Consider the following 20,531-nt stretch of genomic DNA (forward strand, 5'->3'; position numbering starts at 1 on the left):
GCGCCCCCATGCTAGCATGCGGCACTGGCGGGAGATGGTGTCCCGCACTGTGATGGATTCAAGGATGAAACTCACGACCCAACTCGTCTCGTTTATTACCCTCTGCGTCATCGCTGCCATGGCCATGGTGCTGCTGGGCGGGGTGTTCAGCTTCCGCCAGCTCGGTTTCGAGTTGCAGGAGAAAAAAGTGCAGGCGCTGGTCGAGGTGCTCGACAGCCAGCTCGACAACCGCCAGCAGGGACAAGATCTGGCCCAGTGGATGCCGCCGTTGCTGCGTGCTTCCCACGTGGTCTCGCTTGAGGTGCGCCGGGGCGAGCAGAAGATCTATGCCTTTCGCGATCTTACCGCCGACAGCTTTGATAATCCGCTGATCAATTACCGCTATCCCATGCCTCAGCATCCGGGTATGCAGGCTCATCTGCAGCTGGAGCGTCCGTTTAAAGAGTTCGAGTACTCCCTGCAGGCGATGTTCGGCGTCTCCGCCGGTATATTCATCGTGGTGTTTGGCCTGTGGTTCTCCATTCGTTGGCTCCGGCTGCAGCTACGCGGCGCTGAACTGCTCAATCACCGTGCCGAGCTTATTCTCACCGGCCATCTGGGCAAGCTCAGCCACGATCCGGCCGACGAGTGGCCGGTCAGTGCCAGCAAGGCGCTCGATCTGCTGCTGGAAGACCTGGCCGATGCCCGCAAGGAGCGCAGTCGCTTCGACAGCTTTATCCGCAGCAATGCCTTTGTTGATCGGGTGACCGGCACCGGTAACCGCATCTTCTTTGATAACCGGCTCGAGAGCGCCATTCGCGATGCCACCGCCATGAGTGGCGGCCTGTTGCTGATTGAGTTGACCGGTCTTGATGAACTGGAAGGGAACGAGCGCTTTGCCGATGAGGTGTTGCAAGAGGCGAGCCTGCTTATCTCCGCCTTTGTGCGCAAGCACACCGGAGCCCTGCAGGCGCGCTATGCCGGCCATGTGTTTGCCATCCTGCTGCCCAACATGACCGAAGACGAGTTGGTGGATGGCGCAGATCAGGTACTCAAGAGCCTGCAACGGCTGCACTGGCCGAACAGTCGCTCGGAAGAGAGCGCCCTCTATATCGGTGCGGTTTGCTACCGAGCGGATGACTCGCTGGCTCAGGTGCAGGAAGAGGCTGAGCTGGCCCTCAAGAGCGCCCGCCTGCAAGGTGGCAGCGGCTGGTTCCTGTTTGAAAAACTGGTGCCCGATGACGAAAACAGCAACAAGGGCACGGTACGCTGGCGCACTCTGTTGACCCGTCGCATCGAGGAGCGCTCGGTGCATCTCTATCGGCAAGCGGTGATGCAGGAGCCGGGACAACTGGTGCTGCAATATGAACTGCTGGCCCGCATTGATGACGAGCAGGGGCGCGAACTGCCTGCCGGTATCTTTATCCCGATGGCCGAAAAGGCCGGTATGTTGCTGCCGCTGGATCGGCTGATGGCTGAAGCCGCGCTCGGATTGCTGCGCCGCTGGCAACCGGGGGATCCTCCCATCACCCTCAACCTGTCTGCCCAGAGTCTGCTTAATCGCGACTTCCACCGCTGGCTGTTTTTCAGCGTCTTCCAGCAGTCGCGCAGCTTAAATGAGCAGCTGATTCTGGAGCTGTCAGAGGCGCAGATCAGCCGCTATTTCGAAGCGCTGCGCAAGCCGCTGCGCTCACTGCATATGCTTGGGTGCCGCCTTACGGTGGATCATGCCGGGCAGGATGTGGTCAGCACCCAGTACATCAAGGAGTTTGAGATCAACTTCCTCAAGCTGCACCCCAGTCTGGTGCGCGACATTCATCTGCGACAGGTTAATCAGATGGCGGTGCGCAGCCTGATCGGCGGCTGCGCCAATACTCAGGCGCGGGTGGTGGCCGTTGGCGTAGAAAGTCCGCAAGAGTGGCAGTGCCTGCGCCATCTCGGCGTACATGCCGGGCAGGGCAGTTGGTTTGCCGAGCCCGAGCCGCTGCTCAGCACAATCCCCGCTCCTTAAGACCGGCCAATCCCTGCATGCCGCCGGTGTGCACGAACACGATGCGGCTGCCGCGCTGGATGCGCCCGGCCGCCAGCTCGCGGCACAATCCCCACAGCGCTTTACCACTGTAGACCGGCTCTAGCGGGAGGCCGGTCTGCATCGTTACTGTTTGCAGCCACTGCCAAAGCTCGCTGGAAAAGCGGGCATAGCCGCCATCGTGATGCTCCAGTGCTATGCGCCAGTGCGGATCGCAGGCAGCGCCTGGCCACAGATTGGTGACGGTATCACGCAGCGCCGTTCCCCCTTTTATCACCGCAATTCCCAAAACCTTCTCATCCGGTCGCTTTACTTTTAATAGGCCGGTGAGGGTGCCGCCGCTGGCACAAGGCAGCACCCAGAGATCGGGCGAAAACGGCACCTCGGCGACCAGCTCGCCCACCCCATCGAGCGCCAGCGGGCCGCTGCCCCCTTCGGCTAGCAACATCAGGCCGGGCTCGGCAAGGCTCGCCAGCCAAGCGGGATCGTGGCGCTGTCGGTAAGTCTGGCGATCGACAAAGGTGAGCTGCATGCCCCACTGGCGGCATTGGCTCAAGGTGGCATTGCTCGCCGAGCTGGCTTCACCGCGCACGATGGCGCGGGTGGCAAAGCCGAAGCGGGCGCCGGCCGCCGCCAGGGCGTGCAGATGGTTGGAGTAGGCGCCGCCAAACGAGAGCAATGTGTGGATATTGTCTTTCGCCGCAGCCAGCAAAGCATATTTGAGCTTGCGCCACTTGTTACCCGAGAGCATGGGGTCAATCAGGTCGTCACGCTTGCACCACACTTCTACACCGCATTGCTCGAACAGAGGCAGTTCGAGTCGTTGCAAAGGGGAGTGGGGAATCGCTGAAAAAGCCTGCTTCAGCCGGTCAAAACGTGCTGATTGAACACTCAAAAAGAGGCGTGGATCACTGTAATCTCTTGACACAATTATCTTTCTTCAGAACATCCGAATATAGTGTTAGATTCTAACGGTTTTCTCGCCAAACGCCGCGAAGTGGAAGATGCGACGACTATTTCAGAAGAAGTCTGTGGCCGGTCCCGTTGGCCTGTTGTTGGGAAGTGATCGTCTGTGGCTGGCGGGTGCTGAGCCTGCGCCCTTGTTTGCGTCACAGCCAGTCAACGGTCCCCAGGAGTGGTCCAGCGCAATAGGCTCTCTGCTAAGCCATCAGGGCATGGCTCGTCGCCCGGTTCGTGTGGTGCTCGCCGCCGGATTGTACCAGCAGATCCAGATCGACAAACCCGCCGTTCCCGAACCGGAAATCTTGGGTGCTCTGCCGTGGGCCATCAAGGATTATGTCAGTGAGTCGGTGCTGCAACTGGCGCTTGATTATGTTGATCTTCCTACTGCGCCGGCCGGTCGGCCGCGTATCAACGTCATTGCGGTGAGCAAGTCGCGCATTCAGGCGGTGGCCGATGCGGTCAACAGCGTGGCCGAGTTGGTGTATATCACCATTGACGAGCTGGCGCTGGGGCGACTGTTTGCGCAGGACCAGAGCGTGCGTCTGCTGCTGTGGCAGCCGGCTGGCCAAGATCTGCAACTACTGGTATTCCAGCAGGGCGGTCTCTGTTTTTCGCGGGTACTGCGTGGCTTCAAAGGCTTGGCAGCGGCTGAGCCCGATGCCATGGAACTCGATTCGCTGGCGCTGGAGATCCAGCGCTCCCTCGATTATCTGCAAGGTCAGCTCAAGTTGCCGGAGTGCGCGTCGCTACAGCTGGCATTGAGCTCTCCTGGTTTGGGGGCGCTCATCCGCCATCTGGAGCAGACCTTTGGCTTTGCTGTCTCGGCCATGGCCAACAAGGCGATCCTGAGCGGGATTGATTATCTGCCGGCCTATGCCCTGGCACGGAGTGCGCAGCCATGAAGCGCCATATCAACCTCTATGGCCCCGAATTTCGCCCGCGTCGGGTGTGGGCCTCCCTGAATCAGATCGTTGGCCTGTGGGGGCTGGTGTTGTTGCTGGCATTGATCTGCGCTGGAACCATGATCTGGCAGCAGCGCGAACTGGCGCGCCAGCAGAGTGAGTTGCGTGCCCAGCTTGCTACCCGCCGCGCCGAGTCGGCCCAGCTGGATGCCCGGCTCGCCAAGCATCAGCCCAGTCCGGTCCTCAATACCCAGCTCACTGACGTGCGCGGGCGCATTGCCAGCATGCAGTTGATGTTGCAGCAACTGGGCAAGCTGGCCCCAGAGCGTGGTGAAAGTTATGCCGCGCTGATGGCCGATCTGGCCAGAATTCAGGATGACCATCTGGCCTTGTCGCGTATCCGCTTTGAAGGTGGTCGTGTCAGTCTCGGCGGCCAGACTCGCGGCAGCCATGATGTACCCCAGTGGGTCAGCCGCTTTCGCACGACGCCGACTCTTTCTGGCAAGGAGTTTTCCGAGTTGCAGCTCAATCGCGACAAGCAGGGCGTGTTGCAGTTCCAATTGGGTGGACTGCCCAAGGCGGTGCAGCAATGAGTCTCTCTATCAAGGCGCAGTGGCAGCAACTGGCCGAGCGGGTTGGTGGGCTCTCCCTGCGTGAACGGGCATTAATCCTGCTCACCGGTGTGGTGTTGCTGGTCATGGGGCTTAACGAGTGGTGGTTGACGCCGCAGTGGCAGCAAAATCAGAAGGTTGCCCGTCAGCTTGAGAGTGAGCGGCGCGATCTGGAGATTGTCGGCCTTGAGATTCAGGGCAAGCAGGCGCGTCTGGCGCGTGATCCTGATGCGGAAGTGCGTCAGCAGTTGAGTCAGGCCGGTCGTGAGCTCTCGCAGCTTGAGCAACAACTGCGCGAGCAGACGGTGGATCTGATTGCCGCTGAAGAGATGCCCGGCGTATTGCAAGCCATGCTCAGTCACGGTGAGGGGCTGCGTATGCTCGAGATGCAGAGCCAGCCACCGGAGCCGCTGCTGCCCAAAGAGCAGAATGCCAACCTCTATCGTCACCAGATCACCTTGGTGCTGGAGGGGGGCTATTTCGATGTATACCGCTATCTGCAAGCGCTCGAAGGGCTGCCACGGCATTTTTACTGGCGCCTGTTTGACTATCAGGTAACCGACTGGCCCAAGGCACGGGTTGAGTTGCAAATCTATACCCTGAGTACCAGCAAGGAGTTTATCCGTGGCTAATCTGCTGGCTGTATTGGGGGTCATGGCGGCCCTGGTTCCCCTGAAAGACCCGACCACCCCGATCAACGGGGTAGTGAGCAGTAGCGCGTCGCCCCAGGTGGCGGCGAGTGGTCTGCCCAAGCTGCAGAGCGTGATTCTCGGCAGCGGGCCGGCGGTGGCCGTGCTGGGGGGCAAGGACTATCGTCATGGAGAGACAGTATCGGGCTGGCGGATTGCCGCCATTCAACAGGATCGGGTCGTGCTGGAAAAGGGGGGAGAACGGACCACGCTCACCCTGTTTGCCAAGCGGATTGTCCGCTAACAGCGCTGTTAAGAAAGGCTTTCGGGTAGACAACGCATGAAATTATTACAACCCTCTCTGATTTTTCTGGCGCTGGCATTGGCCGGCTGTTCCAGCTATTACAAACACCCCGATCCGAAGGATGCCAAGGAGGAGCTTAAAAAAGCCCATCAGCAGAGCACGCTGCCGCCCTTGACCCTGCCCTCGTCGGTGCAAAGCGAGTTGTTGGCGATTCCACAGCAGAATCTGGCGGTGCCGGCTATGCCTGAAAGGCGTCTGCGTATCGCGGCGCAAGAGGTGGAAGCGGCGGCGTTCTTCGGCTCTTTGTTTAAAGGGTCGCGTTACAGCGTCGCGGTGCACCCCGGCGTCAGCGGTCTGATTACTCTTGAGCTTAAAGATGTGACCCTGCCGGAAGTGCTGAGCACGGTGGCCGACATGTACGGCTTTGATATCCAGCGCCGCGGTTATGTCTATCACATCTATCCGGCTGGTCTGCGTACCGAGACCATCCCGGTCAACTACCTGATGCTCTCCCGCCGCGGCCTGTCACGCACCATGGTCTCGACCGGTGGTGTGACCAATACCAATAACAGCAGTAGCAGCGATCTCAACAGCAGTAGCTCCAGCTCATCTAGCTCTAGCTCCAGCGGCTCGACCACGACCACCAATCAGACCAGCAGCAACGGCACCCGTATCGAGACTGACAACGACACGGATTTCTGGCGCGATCTCAATAGCTCCTTGCAGGCACTGGTCGGTAGTGGCAATGGCCGCGCGGTGATCACCAGCCCGCAGGCCGGTCTGGTGACCGTACGCGCTTATCCGGCCGAGCTCAAGGCGGTGCGCGAGTTCCTCAATCAGTCCGAGCAGCATCTCAAGCGTCAGGTCATCCTTGAGGCGCGCATTCTGGAAGTCTCCTTAAGCGAAGGCTTCGAGCAAGGGGTTGACTGGAGTGGACTGTCGGCCAGTTGGGATGGCGGCAAAGGTATTACCGGCGGAGCGTCCATTGCGTCCAGTAATGTTGGCGCGTCCAATACCATTTTTACTGCCCTGGGTGGCGGTGGCGGCTTTACCCTGTCGGATGGCAACTTCAACGTGGCAGTTAATCTGCTCAAGACCCAGGGTGATGTGAATACCCTGTCGAGCCCACGGGTAACCGCGACCAACAACCAGAAGGCGGTGATCAAGGTCGGGACTGACGAGTATTACGTCACCAACGCCTCGACCACCATCACGACCACCACTTCCGGCACCGAGCGCACCCCCAACGTCGAGTTGACCCCCTTCTTTTCGGGCATCTCGCTTGATGTGACGCCGCAAATTGACGAGCAGGGCAAGGTGCTGCTGCATATTCACCCCTCGGTGATTGATACCGAGGAGCAGACCAAGACCATCGACATGGGCGATTCCGGCGGCACCTTGCAACTGCCGCTGGCCAAGAGCTCGATCCGCGAGTCCGATACCGTGGTGCAGGCCAACAATGGCGATATCGTGGTGATCGGCGGGCTGATGAAGACTGACAAGCAGGAGCAGGTGACCAAGGTACCGCTGCTTGGCGACATTCCCTGGGTGGGGGAAGCCTTTACCAACCGCAAGCACAGCAACCAGAAGGTTGAGCTGGTGATTATGCTCAAGCCAACCGTGGTGGAAGACAATACCTGGCAGCAGGAGCTGCAGCGCTCGAGCGAACTGCTCGACAAGTGGTATCCGGCAAGGCGCTAAGCATGTACCTGGCCCATTTTGGTCTGCGTGAGCCCCCCTTCGGTTTGACGCCTCACACCGGGTTTTACTACGGGTTGCCGCCGCACGAAGAGGCGCTTGAGGTGCTGCGCTGGGCTCTCTCGCAGGGGGAGGGGTTTATCAAGGTGACCGGCGAGGTCGGCACCGGCAAGACCCTGCTCTGTCGCAAGCTGCTCGGGGAGCTCGGCTCGGAAGCACAACCGGTACGCAGTGCCTGGTTGCCCAATCCGCACCTGACGCCGGATGAGCTGCGCGCCGCGCTGGCCCATGAGCTGGGGATGCCGCAGCAAGAGGGGTGGCAGCTGGATTTGACCGATCGGCTGCATCGTCACCTGATTTCACTGCATCAGGCTGGCTGCCGGGTGGTGGTGCTGATTGATGAGGCACAGGCGCTGCCGGATGAAACCCTTGAGGCGATCCGCCTGTTTGGCAATCTGGAGACCGAATCGAGCAAACTGATCCAGGTGGTGTTGTTCGGCCAGCCCGAGCTGGATGTCCGGCTTGGCAGTGCTCATCTGCGCCAGTTGCGCCAGCGCATCAGTTTTTCTTACCGTCTGCGGCCGCTGCGCCGTGACGAGGCGCGTGCCTATGTGGAGCACCGGTTACAGGTTTCCGGTTATCGCGGTGCCCCGCTGTTTAGTGCCAGCGCGCAGCGTCTGCTGTGGCGGGCGGCGCGTGGCATTCCCCGCCTTATCAACATTCTGGCGCACAAAAGCCTGATGCTGGCCTATGGGCGTGGTGAGAATCATATCGATCGTGCACTGGTACGCGCCGCCGTGCGCGATACGGCCGATGCGCGCCATCTGCCGTGGTGGCGGTTTGGCGCCGTCGTGCTGCTGGCTGTCCCGTTGTTGTTGTGGGGGATATGGCGATGAGCGTGATCAACCAGATGCTCAAAGATCTGGATGCCCGCCAGAGCGGTGGCAGCGACGGCGCGCGTTATCAGCCGCGAGCCAGACAGCCGTTGTGGCTGCTGGCGCTGGTCACGCTGACCTGTCTGGCTGGTTTGCTGCTGGTCGGTTGGCGTGGTTGGGGTTATTGGCAACAAACCCAGCGTGAAGCGCAAAGCCTGACGCAAGTGCATCCGGCGATGCCGGCCACGGTTGCCGCGCCAGCGCCGCAGCCGGTTGTAGCTGCGCAGCCCGTTACTACGCCTACCGCCAGCAGTGAGCCGCTGGATGCGGTGGTTGCGCTGCCACTGCCGGCCTCAGCGGCCAACGAAGAGTCGGTGCATCACCAAACCGATGAGCTGGTGGTGCCGCCGGGAGAAGATCCGAAAAGCTTCTATGCCAAGGTGGATGCCGGGTTGCAGCCCGATCGGCAGGCCGAGGATGAGCTGGCCGATCAGCTCGCCAGTGAGCCGCAAGCGGCCGTGGTCGCCAAGCCCAAAAACAAGATGAAGATCGAGCAGGTCACCCTCTCGCCAGATGAGTTGGCCACTATCGCCGACAAGAAAGCCACCATCGCCATGGCCAAGGGCGATTTGGCCGAGGCTGAGCAGCAGTTTTATCTACTGCTCGAGCAAAAACCCCGTGATGTGGATGCCCGCAAGCAGCTTTCCGCTCTGCTCTATGGTCAGGGGCGTCTGAGCGATGCCAGCCGCATCCTTGAGGAAGGGGTGCGGCAACTGCCCACCGAACCCGATTTTCGTCTGCTATTGGCGCGAATTGCCCTGGCCAGCCGCCAGCAACAGGCCGCCTATGACTGGTTGGCCGGTGCGCGCCCGCCGCTGGCTGGCAATCTCGATTATTACGCGACCTGGGCGGCGCTCTCCCAGGATTTGGGGCACACCCTGGAGTCACGTGAGCTCTATCTGCAACTGCTGCGCAAAAAGCCCGATGAGGGGCGCTGGTGGCTGGGGCTGGGGGTTGCCGAAGAGAAGCTTGGCAGCCGTGAGCGGGCGCTGGATGCCTATCAGAGTGCCCGGCTGCACGGTGGGCTGGGCGATACCACTACCCAGTGGCTCACCCAGCGAATTTCCGCGCTGGCGCAGCAGTAACAAGGCTTAGGAGTAGATTTCATGGCACAACCCAGACTCAAGATGCGCCTTGGTGACCTGTTGGTTCAGGAGCAGATTATCTCTGATGATCAGCTGCAACTGGCCCTACAGCAGCAACGCCAGACTGGCCGCAAGTTGGGGGCGACCCTGATCGATCTCGGGTTTATCAGCGAAATGCAGCTGCTCACCTTCCTCGCTCGCCAGCTGGATGTGCCGTTTTTTGACCTCAATACCCTGACCATCGATGCCCGCGCCGTGTCACTGCTGCCGGAAGTGCAGGCACGCCGCTATCGGGCGCTGGTGGTCAATCTGACTGGCGATGTGGCCACCGTGGCCATGTCGGATCCGGCTGATTTGAGCGCACTCGATGCGGTGGCGGGGCTGCTTGCTCCGCGCCAGATGGCGCTGGCGGTGGCCCGCGAAGGGCAACTGCTCGACTTTTTTGATCGCCTCTATCGCCGCACACGCGAGATTGAGAGCTTCGCCGAGCAGCTGCGCGAAGAGTATCAGGAGGCCGATTTTGAGCTCGGTGGCAGCGCCTTTGATAGCGGCACCGGCGAGAACGAGGCCACCGTGGCCAAGCTGCTGCGCTCCCTGTTTGAAGATGCGGTGCAGGTCGGTGCATCGGATATCCATATCGAGCCGGACGAGAAGCTGCTGCGCATTCGCCAGCGCATTGACGGCGTGTTGCATGAGAATACCCTCAACGAAGTGCGGATCGCCCAAGCTCTGGTGCTGCGGCTTAAGCTGGTGGCCGGGCTGGATATCTCGGAAAAACGGCTGCCGCAAGATGGTCGCTTCGCCATGAAGGTGCGCGGCCGCGATGTGGATGTGCGGATCTCGACCATGCCGGTGCAGCATGGTGAATCGGTGGTGATGCGTCTGCTCGACCAGTCGGGCGGAATCCTCTCGCTCGATGACACCGGTATGCCGGCCGATCTGCTGGCCCGTTTCCGGCGCCAGTTGCACCGTCCGCACGGCATGATTCTGGTGACTGGCCCGACCGGGAGTGGCAAGACCACCACCCTCTATGGCGCGCTCTCAGAGATCAATCTGCCAAGCAACAAGATCATTACGGTAGAAGACCCGGTTGAATATCGCTTACCGCGCATTAATCAGGTGCAAGTGAACCCCAAAATCGGCCTGACCTTCTCCCATGTATTGCGCTCTACCCTGCGGCAAGACCCGGATATCCTGCTGGTGGGGGAGATGCGCGATAACGAGACCGTCGAGATCGGCCTGCGCGGCGCCATCACCGGCCACTTGGTGCTGACTACCCTGCACACCAACGATGCGGTGACCAGTGCCCTGCGCCTGATTGATATGGGGGCCCCCGGCTATCTGGTGGCGAGTGCGCTGCGCGCCGTGGTGGCCCAGCGGCTGGTGCGCCGCTTGTGCGAGCACTGCAGCTCACCACAGCCGCCGAGTGAGGCGCAGTCAACCTGGCTTGCCAGCCTCTCGGGCGAGCGGGCAGGCGAGCACGTTTACCACGCCGGACGTGGCTGCCAGAGCTGTAACTTCACCGGTTATCGCGGCCGGATCGGGGTCTATGAACTGCTCGAGCTGGATCAGCCGATGATGGATGCCCTGCGCAGTGACGACGCAGAAGGATTCGCCAAGGCGGCCCGGGCCCATCCCCTTTATCGTCCGCTGGCGCGGGTGGCGCTCGATTATGCCCGTCAGGGCGTGACATCGGTCGATGAGGTGCTGCGACTGGCCGAGGATCTGGGGTAAGCCATGGCTCACTTCATCTATCGAGGACGGGATGCGCAAGGGCGCGAATCACGCGGTGAGCTGGAAGCGGTCAGTGAGATGGCGGCAGCCGACACCCTGATGCGGCGCGGCATACTGCCCACCGAGCTCAAAGCCGGTAAAGGCAGCAAGAGCGCCATAGAGTGGACGCTGCTGCTTGAGCGTCATGTTCGCCTCGAAGAGCTGGTGATCTTCACCCGCCAGATGTATGCCCTGACCCGCGCGGGTATCCCGATTCTGCGGGCCATGGCAGGCCTGGCTGACACCACTCACAGCAAGCCGCTTAAGCGGGCATTGCTCAATCTGGGTGAAGAGCTCGGCAATGGCCGACCGCTGTCGAGTGCCATGCAAGGCCACCCCAAGGTGTTTAGCTCGCTGTTTGTGGCGATAGTGCATGTGGGGGAGAACACCGGTCAGCTGGAAGAGGCCTTTTTGCAGCTGGCTAACTACTTTGAGCTGGAGCTGGAGACCCGCAAGCGGATCAAGACCGCGATGCGCTATCCCGGCTTTGTGTTGATCGCCATCGGCATTGCCATGGTGATCCTCAATATCTTTGTGATCCCGACCTTTGCCGGCATGTTTGCCAAGTTCGGGGTCGAGTTGCCGCTGGCGACTCGTATCCTGCTTGGCACCTCGCATTTTTTCGTGCACTGGTGGTGGCTGCTGCTGGCGCTGGTGGTGGGCAGCAGCATGCTGTGGCGCTGGTGGGTCAAAACGCCCAAGGGCGAGCTCACCTGGCACCGATGGCAGCTGCGTTTGCCGGTGGTGGGCGATATCATAGAGCGCTCTCTGCTGGCACGCTTTGCTCGCAGTTTTGCCATGATGCTGCGTGCCGGGGTGCCGCTTAACACTGCTCTGACGCTAGTGTCTGAGGCGGTGGACAATGCCTGGATGGCGCAGTGCATTCGCGAGATGCGTAGCGGTATCGAGCGCGGTGAAAGCTTGCTGCGCACCGCCACTCATAGCCATCTTTTTACGCCACTGGTGCTGCAGATGGTGGCGGTGGGGGAAGAGACCGGGCAGGTTGATGATTTGATGCAGGAAGTGGCCGAGTATTACGAGCGCGAGGTGGATTATGACCTCAAGAGCCTGACCGACCGCATTGAGCCGATCCTGATAGGGATTGTGGCGGTGATGGTGCTGATCCTGGCGCTCGGTATTTTTACACCGATGTGGGACATGATGAGAGTGGTACGCGGTGGATGAAACGGGGCAGTAATGAAGACCGCGACAACTGGCGCAAGGGCCTGAAGTTGGTGGTGGCCGGCATCGTGATGCTGGTGTTGATGAGTGCGCTGGTGCGTAGCTATTTCGATCAGCGTGATGGCGCGCTGGAGGCGGCCATGCAGGCGCTGAGCAGTCAGTTTGCCGAGCGGGCCCAGCGGCTGCACGGCGTATGGTTAACGGAGCAGCGCCCGGACAGTGTGCATGCACAAGGGCGCTTGTGGCGCTTTTCAGCCCAGGGCTGGCCGCAGGGGGTCGATGCGGCCAAATCACCCTCAGAGGAGTGCCAGGCGCTGTGGCTGGCCTTGGTCGAGCGCGCAGACTTGGATGGCGAGCCACTGCAGTGGCTGGCGCTGCAGACTGGCAGCGGCTGTGAATTTCGGTTGGGCGATTCGCGCTGGATCTACTACTGGCAGGATGGACATGTGTTCCGTATGCCGCGAGGGTGATCACAGAGTTAACCTATTGATGGTCATGATTTTTACGGGTTGCCGTGAAATAATACCGCCAGGATTCGGGAGGCGAGATGGGCAGTAACAGGACAAGCGGCTTTTCCTTGATAGAGTTGGTGATCGTCATTGTGATCCTCGGCATTTTGGCGGCGACCGCCTTGCCACGTTTTCTGGATGTGACCGAAGAGGCCAAAAAAGCCAGCGTCGAGGGGATGTCGGGTGGTTTCGCCACCGGCGTGCTGCTGGTTCGTGCCCAGTGGGAAGGCGAGGGGCGCACCAAGCAAAACAGCCTCAATACCGTGGTTTATGACGGCACTCGCTTCTATCTGACTACCCCGAGTGACAGCGAGACCAGCAATAGCCTGATGTCACCCGGTTATCCGGTGGATACCGCCGATAGCAGCAGTGTGGATGTGGCGCCAAGCAGCCTGACCGCTGCCCGCTGCCTGCAACTGTGGAATGGCATCTTGCAAAATCCGCCCAAGGCCAGCGCGACCTTTAGCGATGTGACCAGCAGCGGCAATGATTTGAAATACTTTGTGACGGTACAGAGCAATGGATATGACTCGGTGTGCCGTTACTATCTGGTCAATAGCCTCTCCAAAGGCAGCGACGGCCAGTATCAAGACCCTCAGGGACGCACTGATGCGTTTATGAGTTTTAGTTATCGTCCCGCCTCCGGCAAAGTGACGACCAATATTAACTGACAGAGGAAACAACAATGAGAAAACAGGCGGGGTTCACCCTGATTGAACTGGTCATCGTGATCATTATCTTGGGTATTCTGGCCGTGACTGCCGCACCCAAGTTCCTGAATTTGCAGAGTGATGCACGTAAAGCCGCAGCTGATGGAGTCAAGGCATCTCTTCAAAGTGCATCACAGCTGGTTTATAGCAAAGCTGCACTGAAGGGAATTGAGTCTACCGCCGCTGGTAGTTCAATTGGGGTTTCTGGCGCCGATGGCACTACCATTCTTACTAATTATGGCTATCCCACCAATGCATCTATTAGCGCAGCAGTGACATTGGATGGTTGGGCTGTGTCTGGCTCCGGTGGCACATTCGTTCCGAGCAACCAGTCTAATAACACTTGTTCTGTTACCTATGACAATGCTCTTACATCCGCAGGTGGGTCACCCTCCATTACTGTTGATGACAGCTGTGACGATTAAGTCCATCAATGGGAGAGCTAGTGCTCTCCCATTGTTTTTCCAAAAGGGCTGCAAGCAAAAACATAAAGGTTTTACGCTGGTTGAACTGGTTGTCGTTATCCTGCTACTCGGGATTGTGGCCGCCTATGTCGTGCCTAAATGGCTGGGCACAGGCGGCGCGCAAATCCGCACCACCACCGATGAGCTGGCTTCCCGGCTGCGATTGGTGCAATTGATGAATATGAATGAACCGAGCGATCGTTGCAGTTATCTGCGCATTGAGTCGGGGCGTTTTGGTCATATCTCTACGGCTTCCTGCGCTATTCCCGGCGCTATCAGTAGTTGGAGCAGTGCCGCCACATCCCGTGGCCGGCTGGTTAGCTTTTCCATTCCGGTGACCCTTAATAGTCAGAGCACAGTGACCTTGCGCTTTGACCGCCAATCCGGCAAAGCCTGCACTCTGGCGGGTTGTCCGAGTGAGGGCGGCGCCTGGCTCTGCCCATCCGGCTGCAATATTGTGGTGGGGACGGGCGGTGAGGCGCGCACTGTCCGCATCGAATCAGAGGGGTATATCCATGCGCTCCCCTGATCGCGGTTTTACCTTAATCGAGATGGTGGTCGGCATTGTGCTGCTGGCCATTGCGCTGACCACCATACTGGGCCTGCTGATTAATCAGGCGCCGCGGGCTATCGACCCGGTGCAGCAACTGCGGGCCGCGCAGTTGGCCGAGCGGTTGCTTGGGGAGGTGATGCAGCGCTCGTTTGACGAGCACTCCGATCACAACAGTGGCAGTTATCGCTGTGGCGAGACCGTTGACAGCGTGACTTATGACGCCTGCACGGCAGAGGCGAGCTATGGCCCCGATAGCGGAGAAACCGCCCCCTATCTCTATAACGATGTGGATGACTTTGATACGGGAGATCAGTGGCGTGCCGCCAATCTCTATGTGCAGCAAAGCTCGCTCGGGACCCAGGAGAGCGATTATCGCAACTTCTCGGTGCGTATTGCTGTCACCCCGGTTGATATCAGCAGTGGTGACATGAGTGCAACCTGCAGCGACCCCTGTTCCATTGGCAAACGCATTGCGCTGTCGATTCGCCTGCCCGACAAAAGCGAGCTGGATTTTGCCACCTATCGGGGAAACTACTGATGGTTAGCCGCGGTTTTACCCTGATTGAGCTGGTGATGGTGGTGTTGCTGCTGGGCATACTGGCGACCTTTTCCACCCAGTTTGTCAGTATCAGCACCCGGATCTATGGCGATGCCAGCGCCCGTGAAAAGCTGATGAGCGATGCCCGCTTTGCGCTGGAGCGGCTTAATCGGGAACTGCGCGATGCCGTCCCGGGCTCGGTGCGTATCGAGGATTTGGCAGGAAATGCGGCTGATCAGGGTGTCTGCTTACGCTTCTGGCCATTGGTCACTGCCAGCCGCTATCTGGCCATGAACGAGAGCGTCTCGGGGGCGAGCGGTTGGCAGTTGACCATGGTCACTCCTGCTAGCAGTGATACCCAGCCTGCGGCTGGTCAGTGGGCGATAGTCTATCCGGTGGTCTCGGGCACCACTGCGATTGAGCAGGGGTGTGTCAACGGTACCTGTGTGGCTGAGGTCACCAGCGTGGCCAGTGCAGCCTCCGGCGCTCAGTCTGTGATGGTTAATGCCCAGTTTGCAGCCGACTCTCCGGCGCGGCGGGTCTTTTTAGCCGACCAGCAGTCGCTCTACTGCATCAGTGGTGGTCAACTGCTGCGTGGCAGTGCTGCGCTCGGTACCACGTTGGATGGCAGCGCCCTGACTGAGCCCATGGCCGGAATGCTGGCCAGTGACAGCTACTTTTATCGCGATCAGGCGGCGTTTAACCTCGATAGCGGGATCGGTCTGCGCTTGACCCTGACTCGTAGCGACGAGACCGTGGTGCTTGATCACAAGATGGCGGTGTTTAATGTTCCCTAGCCGCCAACGGGGCAGCGCCCTGATGATTGCCCTGTTTGTCATTACCATCGTCGCGCTGCTGGCGGCGGCCATGAGCCGTTTTTTAGTCGATAGCGGCGAGAAAAGCACGGTTGAAGTGCGCAGCGTCCGTGCCCTGACAGCCGCGCAGAGTGCGCTGGAAACAGGGCTTTATCAGGTCTATCCGAATGGAAAATGGAGCAAGCAAACCTGCCCGTCACAGACGATTACCTTTCCTGCCACAGTGAGCGGCTTGAGCCAATGTTCGGTGGTGTTGACCTGCACCGAGTTGACGAGCAGCTACGGCTCACAGACGCTTAACGGTGTGCGGCTCAAGGCGGTAGCAACCTGTGGTGATGCGGATCTTAACAGCAGCAGTCCGGATTTTGCGGTCAGCCGGACCATGACGGTGGAAGCCTATGATGGCGCTTCCCAATAACGTATCAAGGAGCCTGCAGGCATGATGCTCTCCCGCTTCTGCTCTTCCCGTTCCGGCTGGTTATTAGCGCTGGGGTTGCTTTCGGGCCAGCTCCAGGCGGCCAGTCAGTGTACTGGCGTATTTACCTATCCTGTTCAAAGCCATGCTTCCCCCGGTGTATTGACCATGTCCGGGCAAAGTAGCATCACCAGTTCGACGGTGGGGAGCAGCTATCCCTTCATTACCAAGAATGTGCAGTCGCAAGCGAGCTGCAATAACGGCGGATCATGGAGTTGGAGTGCATCGACTGGCACAGTCTGGAATTCCAACTGTAGCGTCACCGGCAGTGTGGCGAGCGCCATCAGCGGTCTCACTTTTATATCGGATCCTAACGATTTCACCGCCAATCCGAGAGATTTCCCTTCCTATACCAGCAGCAAGGATCTGACTTGTACGTCTAGCATCTCCCCGGATGCAGGGACTTATCGCTATGGGGTATGGAGTAGTCAGAACTGTGCGGCAACGCTTCAGTCGGGAAAAACCTATTATTTTGACACGCTGACCATCAGCAGTGGCGCCACCCTTAATCTCAATGGTGCCACCCTGTATGTGAAAACTCTCTCTATCTCCGGTTATTCCAATGGGGTGACCGGTAGTAGTGGTCAGCTGCATGTGAACGACCTGACAGTGTCTGGGGATGGAAAACTCTCGGTCAACAGCGTGACAGCCTATAACTCGGTCACCTTGTCGAGTAACACCGCCAGTAATGTATCGGCCACCTTCCAGCCCCACTATCTGGCCACGGCAACGCTGTCGGCACAGAGCATCATGAAGCTGGCCGCCGGAACCTGGCCGATTCGCCAGTTGACGGCGCAGGGCAACAGCCAGGTCATTGTGCAGGGCAGTGGTGAGCTGGATCTCTACACTCTGGTGATGTCATCGCAGGGAACGTTGACCACTACCAGCAGTCGCAGCGATCTGCTGGTCAAGCTCTACCAGACCCTGAATGTCAGTGATAATGGGACTATCAACGGTTATCTGCAGGCTCACTACCTCAATCTGTTCCAGCACTCCAGCAGCTCCAACATCACCTTCTATTTCCGGGGGGGGAGCCACTGGATCAAGCAGATGACGCTCTCTGGAACTAATACCAACTACGTTTTTGACAGTGGCACGGCGGCACAGCTCTATGTGAATGGTGATGTGACGCTTACCAGTCAGATGGAGTTCAATCCAGGCGGTGCTGCCAATAATCTGATGCTCTATAGCTTTGGCGCTGTCAGTATGGCCAGTAATGCGACCCTGAACGGGATTGTCTATGTCAATAGCGGCAATCTGACCCTCTCCGGGCAGGCAGTGCTGACCGGCTCGGCGTCGGCCGTTAATATCACGATGTCTGATAACAGCAAAATCATTCACGAAGCCTATGCCAATAGCTGGCCGGGCGTATGTGACGAGACATTGACTTGTTTTAGTGATGATTTTTCTGCTTCGGCGCTCAGTACTACCGATTGGGTCACTGCCGTCAGCAGTGGAAGTTTCACGCCGGCTATTGTCAGCGGGCGTTTGCAGATGACTCAGGCTGTGACCAATCAGGCTACCGCGACCACGTTACAAAAGCTGTTTCCCGGTAGTGGCAACCTGATCACGGTCGAAATGGACCACGGCGCCTGGGGCGGCTCTGGCGCGGACGGCATGGCCGTGGTGCTCTCCGATGCCAGTGTCACGCCTAAGCCTGGCGCATTTGGCGGGCCACTCGGTTATGGCTTTAAAACCAAAGCATCCGGGCAGAGCACGACCGATATCTCCGGCTTTGCCGGTGGCTGGCTGGGGGTGGGGCTGGATGAGTACGGTATGTACTCGGTGCAGGGCGGAAGCAGTAACAATTCCAGCCGGGTGGCCAATACCCTGGCGATTCGCGGGTCAGGTTCTGGCACCAGTGGCTACAACCTGCTCAAGCAGACCAGCACCTTGTCACCCACCATTAGTAGTTCCAGCTATCCGACCGATACCCGGCGCTATCGTATTACGGTAGATACCCGAACCAGCGGCCAAGCACTGGTCACGGTCGAGCGTAAAGTGGGTACGGGGAGCTATTCGACCCTGATTAGTAGCTTTGATGCCTTAAGCAGTAGCAGCCAAGCCACCCTGCCCAGCAACTTCTATCTGTCACTGACATCCTCCACCGGCTCGCTGACCAACTATCACGCGGTCGATAATGTGCAGATCTGCGCGTTGAAAACCTCGACGAGCACCAGCGTCATCGACCATTTTGAATACAGCTACAGCGGATCGCCACTGACCTGCACTCCGCAAGCGGTGACGCTGTATGCCTGTGCTGACAGCAGTTGCAGCACGCTCTACACCGGCAGCGTTACCGCCAATCTGTCGCCCTCTTCGCTGACTGATGGCGGTTGGGTCAGTGGTAGCAGTGTGACTTTCAGCGGCGGTAGCACCACCTTGCAACTGGCCAAACGCACAGTGGGGAGCGTGACGCTGGATGTGACCGGGTCGACGCCCTCTGCCAAGCCGCTTAGCACCACCCTGTGCCGGGTCGGTAGTGCCACGGCCACCAGTGCCGCCTGTACCTTGACCTTTGCCGACAGCGGATTGCTGTTCGATGTGCCTAACAAAATTGCCGGCAAGCCCGCAACCGGTGTGACGGTGCAGGCGGTGCGCAAGAGCGACAGCAGTGCCAGCTGCGTGCCCGGGTTTGCTAACGTAACCCGTAACGTGGCGTTTTGGAGCAGTTACACCAGCCCAAGCGACACGGTCAATGCTGCAGCCCCTTCCGTGACCGTCAATGGCAGTAATATCGGAAAATCTCAAGCAGCGGCAACCTCGCTGGCGCTGGCCTTTGATAGCACCGGGACGGCGACGCTGAGCAGCGTCAATTACCTGGACGCCGGGCAGATGACACTCAATGCGACTTATACCGGCTCTAGCGCGACCAGCGATGCCAGTCTGGTGATGAGTGGCAGCGATACCTTTGTCAGCGCACCAGCCGGCATCTGTGTTGCGCCAGAAACGACCTGCAGCGCCGGCAGCGCCAGTTGCCCGGTATTCAAAAAAGCCGGTGAGAGTTTTACGGTCACCATGAAACCGGTCGCCTGGGAGAGTGACAGTGACACGGATCTGTGCAGCGGAAATACGGTGACACCCAACTTTGCCTTGAGTGGCATTGTGCTGGGCTCAACGTTGGTCGCGCCAAGTGGTGGTGCTGCTGCCACGTTAGGGGTGACCAGTTATGACCACACCCGTAGTGCCAGCGGCAGCGCATCGTTTAACCAAAGTGTGAGCGAAGTGGGGGTATTTAAACTCACCGCCACGCCGCCGAGCTATATGGGGATGACTATCCCGGCTTCCAGCAGCGCACCGGTCGGCCGCTTTGTGCCCGCCAGTTTTGTGATTAGCGGCGGGAGTATTACCCCTTATTGCACCACTAACGATGGCACGAACTCTTTTACTTACATGGGTCAGCCTTTTGCTACCGGTTTTGTTGCCACTGCGGTCAATACCTCGGGCGCCACAACCCAGAACTACAAGGATGCCTTTGCCAAAGGCACAGCAAGCCTGGTGGCGGCCAACAATCTGGATGGGGTGGATCTCTCTTCGCGTTTGACCACAGTCCCGACGCTTAGCTGGAGTAGTGGTGTCGCCAGCGTCAATCAGGGCGAGGTTAAGCCCAATACGGTGTTTGCACGTGGCTCGGCGGTTGAAAGCCCACTGACGGCGCTGGCACTCGGGATCAAGATCGCTGACAACGAGAGCACAGCAACGACGTTTGTCAAAAATTCTGACCTGCGGGCAGATCAAAGCGGCGATTGTTCAACGAGCGGTAACTGTAATGCGGTCAAGCTCGGCAGCGGGCAGTGGTTCTATGGCCGCCTCAAGGCTGCAACCGGTCAGGGGCTAGCCAGCGCACCGCTGTCGCTGGCGCAGACGCTACAGTATTACCAATCCGGTCAGTGGGTGACCAACAGCCTCGATAGCTGTACGGCGCTGACCCTGACCGGTTACGACTTTACCGGGGATGGTCAGTCTTACAGTCAGACCAATCAGGAGTTGGCCTTCCCGAACGCGAGCGGCGGGACCGGGCATATCAGTGCCACGCTGGGCAATGGCAGCAGTAGCGGGGTGACCGCGCAGGCTTCCCTTGGCCAGATCTTGCTGCAATTCGGTGCGCCAGGGCAGAGTCTCAAGGTGCCCTACAAGGTGGTGTTGGCCAATCAGAGCGGGTCGCCCACCTGGCTCTCCGATGATGAATCTCTCTCCGGTATGGCGATTTTCGGCGTGACCCGGGGCAATGATCGCATTATTTACCGGCGGGAGCGTTACTAGTCAGATCCCGATTTAGGTGGCCCTGTTCGGGGCCGCCAGCAGAAAAGTGAACAACTGCTTGTCAACACAGGAAATTAAGCTTGAGTTGGAGTGCGCGGTAAGTGACAACTTTCG

The 20,531-nt window shown here is 59.2% G+C and carries 19 protein-coding genes; 18 read left to right on the top strand and 1 reads right to left on the bottom strand.

Going from position 1 to position 20,531, the window contains the following annotated elements; all coding sequences use genetic code 11:
- Window positions 1-64: 64 nt before the first annotated feature.
- Complete coding sequence (locus BW958_RS18160) at window positions 65-1,990, top strand: EAL domain-containing protein (protein WP_076577319.1); 1,926 nt, start codon at window positions 65-67, stop codon at window positions 1,988-1,990.
- On the opposite strand, the gene BW958_RS18165 is transcribed toward BW958_RS18160, so the two are convergent.
- A complete protein-coding gene (locus tag BW958_RS18165) occupies window positions 1,968-2,903 on the bottom strand; it encodes a 1-aminocyclopropane-1-carboxylate deaminase/D-cysteine desulfhydrase (protein WP_372630068.1) in 936 nt (311 codons plus the stop codon). The genes BW958_RS18160 and BW958_RS18165 overlap by 23 nt on opposite strands.
- 109 nt (window positions 2,904-3,012) lie before the next feature.
- Between BW958_RS18165 and BW958_RS18170 the strand changes: the two genes are divergently transcribed.
- The 17 genes from BW958_RS18170 (at window position 3,013) to BW958_RS18250 (ending at window position 20,417) form a co-directional block, all read left to right on the top strand.
- Window positions 3,013-3,873 carry an MSHA biogenesis protein MshI gene (locus BW958_RS18170; protein WP_076577320.1) on the top strand — a complete coding sequence of 287 codons (861 nt, stop codon included), beginning with the start codon at window positions 3,013-3,015 and terminating at the stop codon, window positions 3,871-3,873.
- A complete protein-coding gene (locus BW958_RS18175; RefSeq protein ID WP_076577321.1) occupies window positions 3,870-4,466 on the top strand; it encodes a PilN domain-containing protein in 597 nt (198 codons plus the stop codon). The genes BW958_RS18170 and BW958_RS18175 overlap by 4 nt, the downstream gene beginning before the upstream one ends.
- A complete protein-coding gene (gene pilO, locus BW958_RS18180; RefSeq protein WP_076577322.1) occupies window positions 4,463-5,116 on the top strand; it encodes a type 4a pilus biogenesis protein PilO in 654 nt (217 codons plus the stop codon). The genes BW958_RS18175 and pilO overlap by 4 nt, the downstream gene beginning before the upstream one ends.
- On the top strand, window positions 5,109-5,417 hold the full coding sequence (locus BW958_RS18185) for a SctD/MshK family protein (RefSeq protein WP_256702069.1): 309 nt from the start codon (window positions 5,109-5,111) through the stop codon (window positions 5,415-5,417). The genes pilO and BW958_RS18185 overlap by 8 nt, the downstream gene beginning before the upstream one ends.
- Window positions 5,418-5,453: 36 nt before the next feature.
- The gene (gene mshL, locus BW958_RS18190) at window positions 5,454-7,118 is read left to right on the top strand and encodes a pilus (MSHA type) biogenesis protein MshL (protein WP_076577323.1); all 1,665 of its coding nucleotides are present in this window, start codon (window positions 5,454-5,456) and stop codon (window positions 7,116-7,118) included.
- Between the two features lie 2 nt (window positions 7,119-7,120).
- A complete protein-coding gene (locus BW958_RS18195; protein WP_076577324.1) occupies window positions 7,121-8,011 on the top strand; it encodes an ExeA family protein in 891 nt (296 codons plus the stop codon).
- Entirely contained in the window at window positions 8,008-9,135 is a 1,128-nt protein-coding gene (locus tag BW958_RS18200) for a tetratricopeptide repeat protein (protein WP_076577325.1), read from the top strand. Before BW958_RS18195 ends, BW958_RS18200 begins: the two co-directional genes overlap by 4 nt.
- A 21-nt stretch (window positions 9,136-9,156) precedes the next feature.
- Window positions 9,157-10,869, top strand: a complete 1,713-nt coding sequence (gene mshE / locus BW958_RS18205) for an MSHA fimbrial ATPase MshE (RefSeq protein ID WP_076577326.1) — start codon at window positions 9,157-9,159, stop codon at window positions 10,867-10,869.
- Between the two features lie 3 nt (window positions 10,870-10,872).
- Window positions 10,873-12,093 carry a type II secretion system F family protein gene (locus BW958_RS18210; protein ID WP_076577327.1) on the top strand — a complete coding sequence of 407 codons (1,221 nt, stop codon included), beginning with the start codon at window positions 10,873-10,875 and terminating at the stop codon, window positions 12,091-12,093.
- Window positions 12,090-12,560: a hypothetical protein gene (locus tag BW958_RS18215; RefSeq protein WP_076577328.1), complete on the top strand. Its 471-nt coding sequence runs from the start codon at window positions 12,090-12,092 to the stop codon at window positions 12,558-12,560. The genes BW958_RS18210 and BW958_RS18215 overlap by 4 nt, the downstream gene beginning before the upstream one ends.
- Window positions 12,561-12,637: 77 nt before the next feature.
- The gene (locus BW958_RS18220) at window positions 12,638-13,270 is read left to right on the top strand and encodes a prepilin-type N-terminal cleavage/methylation domain-containing protein (RefSeq protein WP_076577329.1); all 633 of its coding nucleotides are present in this window, start codon (window positions 12,638-12,640) and stop codon (window positions 13,268-13,270) included.
- A gap of 14 nt (window positions 13,271-13,284) precedes the next feature.
- Window positions 13,285-13,734 carry a prepilin-type N-terminal cleavage/methylation domain-containing protein gene (locus tag BW958_RS20755; protein WP_076577330.1) on the top strand — a complete coding sequence of 150 codons (450 nt, stop codon included), beginning with the start codon at window positions 13,285-13,287 and terminating at the stop codon, window positions 13,732-13,734.
- Window positions 13,735-13,765: 31 nt separating this feature from the next.
- Window positions 13,766-14,302, top strand: a complete 537-nt coding sequence (locus BW958_RS18230) for a prepilin-type N-terminal cleavage/methylation domain-containing protein (RefSeq protein WP_076577331.1) — start codon at window positions 13,766-13,768, stop codon at window positions 14,300-14,302.
- Entirely contained in the window at window positions 14,289-14,864 is a 576-nt protein-coding gene (locus BW958_RS18235) for a type II secretion system protein (RefSeq protein WP_076577332.1), read from the top strand. Before BW958_RS18230 ends, BW958_RS18235 begins: the two co-directional genes overlap by 14 nt.
- On the top strand, window positions 14,864-15,661 hold the full coding sequence (locus BW958_RS18240) for a PilW family protein (RefSeq protein WP_076577333.1): 798 nt from the start codon (window positions 14,864-14,866) through the stop codon (window positions 15,659-15,661). The genes BW958_RS18235 and BW958_RS18240 overlap by 1 nt, the downstream gene beginning before the upstream one ends.
- The gene (locus BW958_RS18245; protein ID WP_076577334.1) at window positions 15,651-16,097 is read left to right on the top strand and encodes an MSHA biogenesis protein MshP; all 447 of its coding nucleotides are present in this window, start codon (window positions 15,651-15,653) and stop codon (window positions 16,095-16,097) included. Before BW958_RS18240 ends, BW958_RS18245 begins: the two co-directional genes overlap by 11 nt.
- 21 nt (window positions 16,098-16,118) lie before the next feature.
- The gene (locus BW958_RS18250; protein WP_256702070.1) at window positions 16,119-20,417 is read left to right on the top strand and encodes a DUF6701 domain-containing protein; all 4,299 of its coding nucleotides are present in this window, start codon (window positions 16,119-16,121) and stop codon (window positions 20,415-20,417) included.
- The last annotated feature ends 114 nt before the right edge of the window (window positions 20,418-20,531 follow it).

Origin of the sequence: Aeromonas sp. RU39B (assembly GCF_900156095.1) — a bacterium.
GTDB lineage: Bacteria > Pseudomonadota > Gammaproteobacteria > Enterobacterales > Aeromonadaceae > Aeromonas.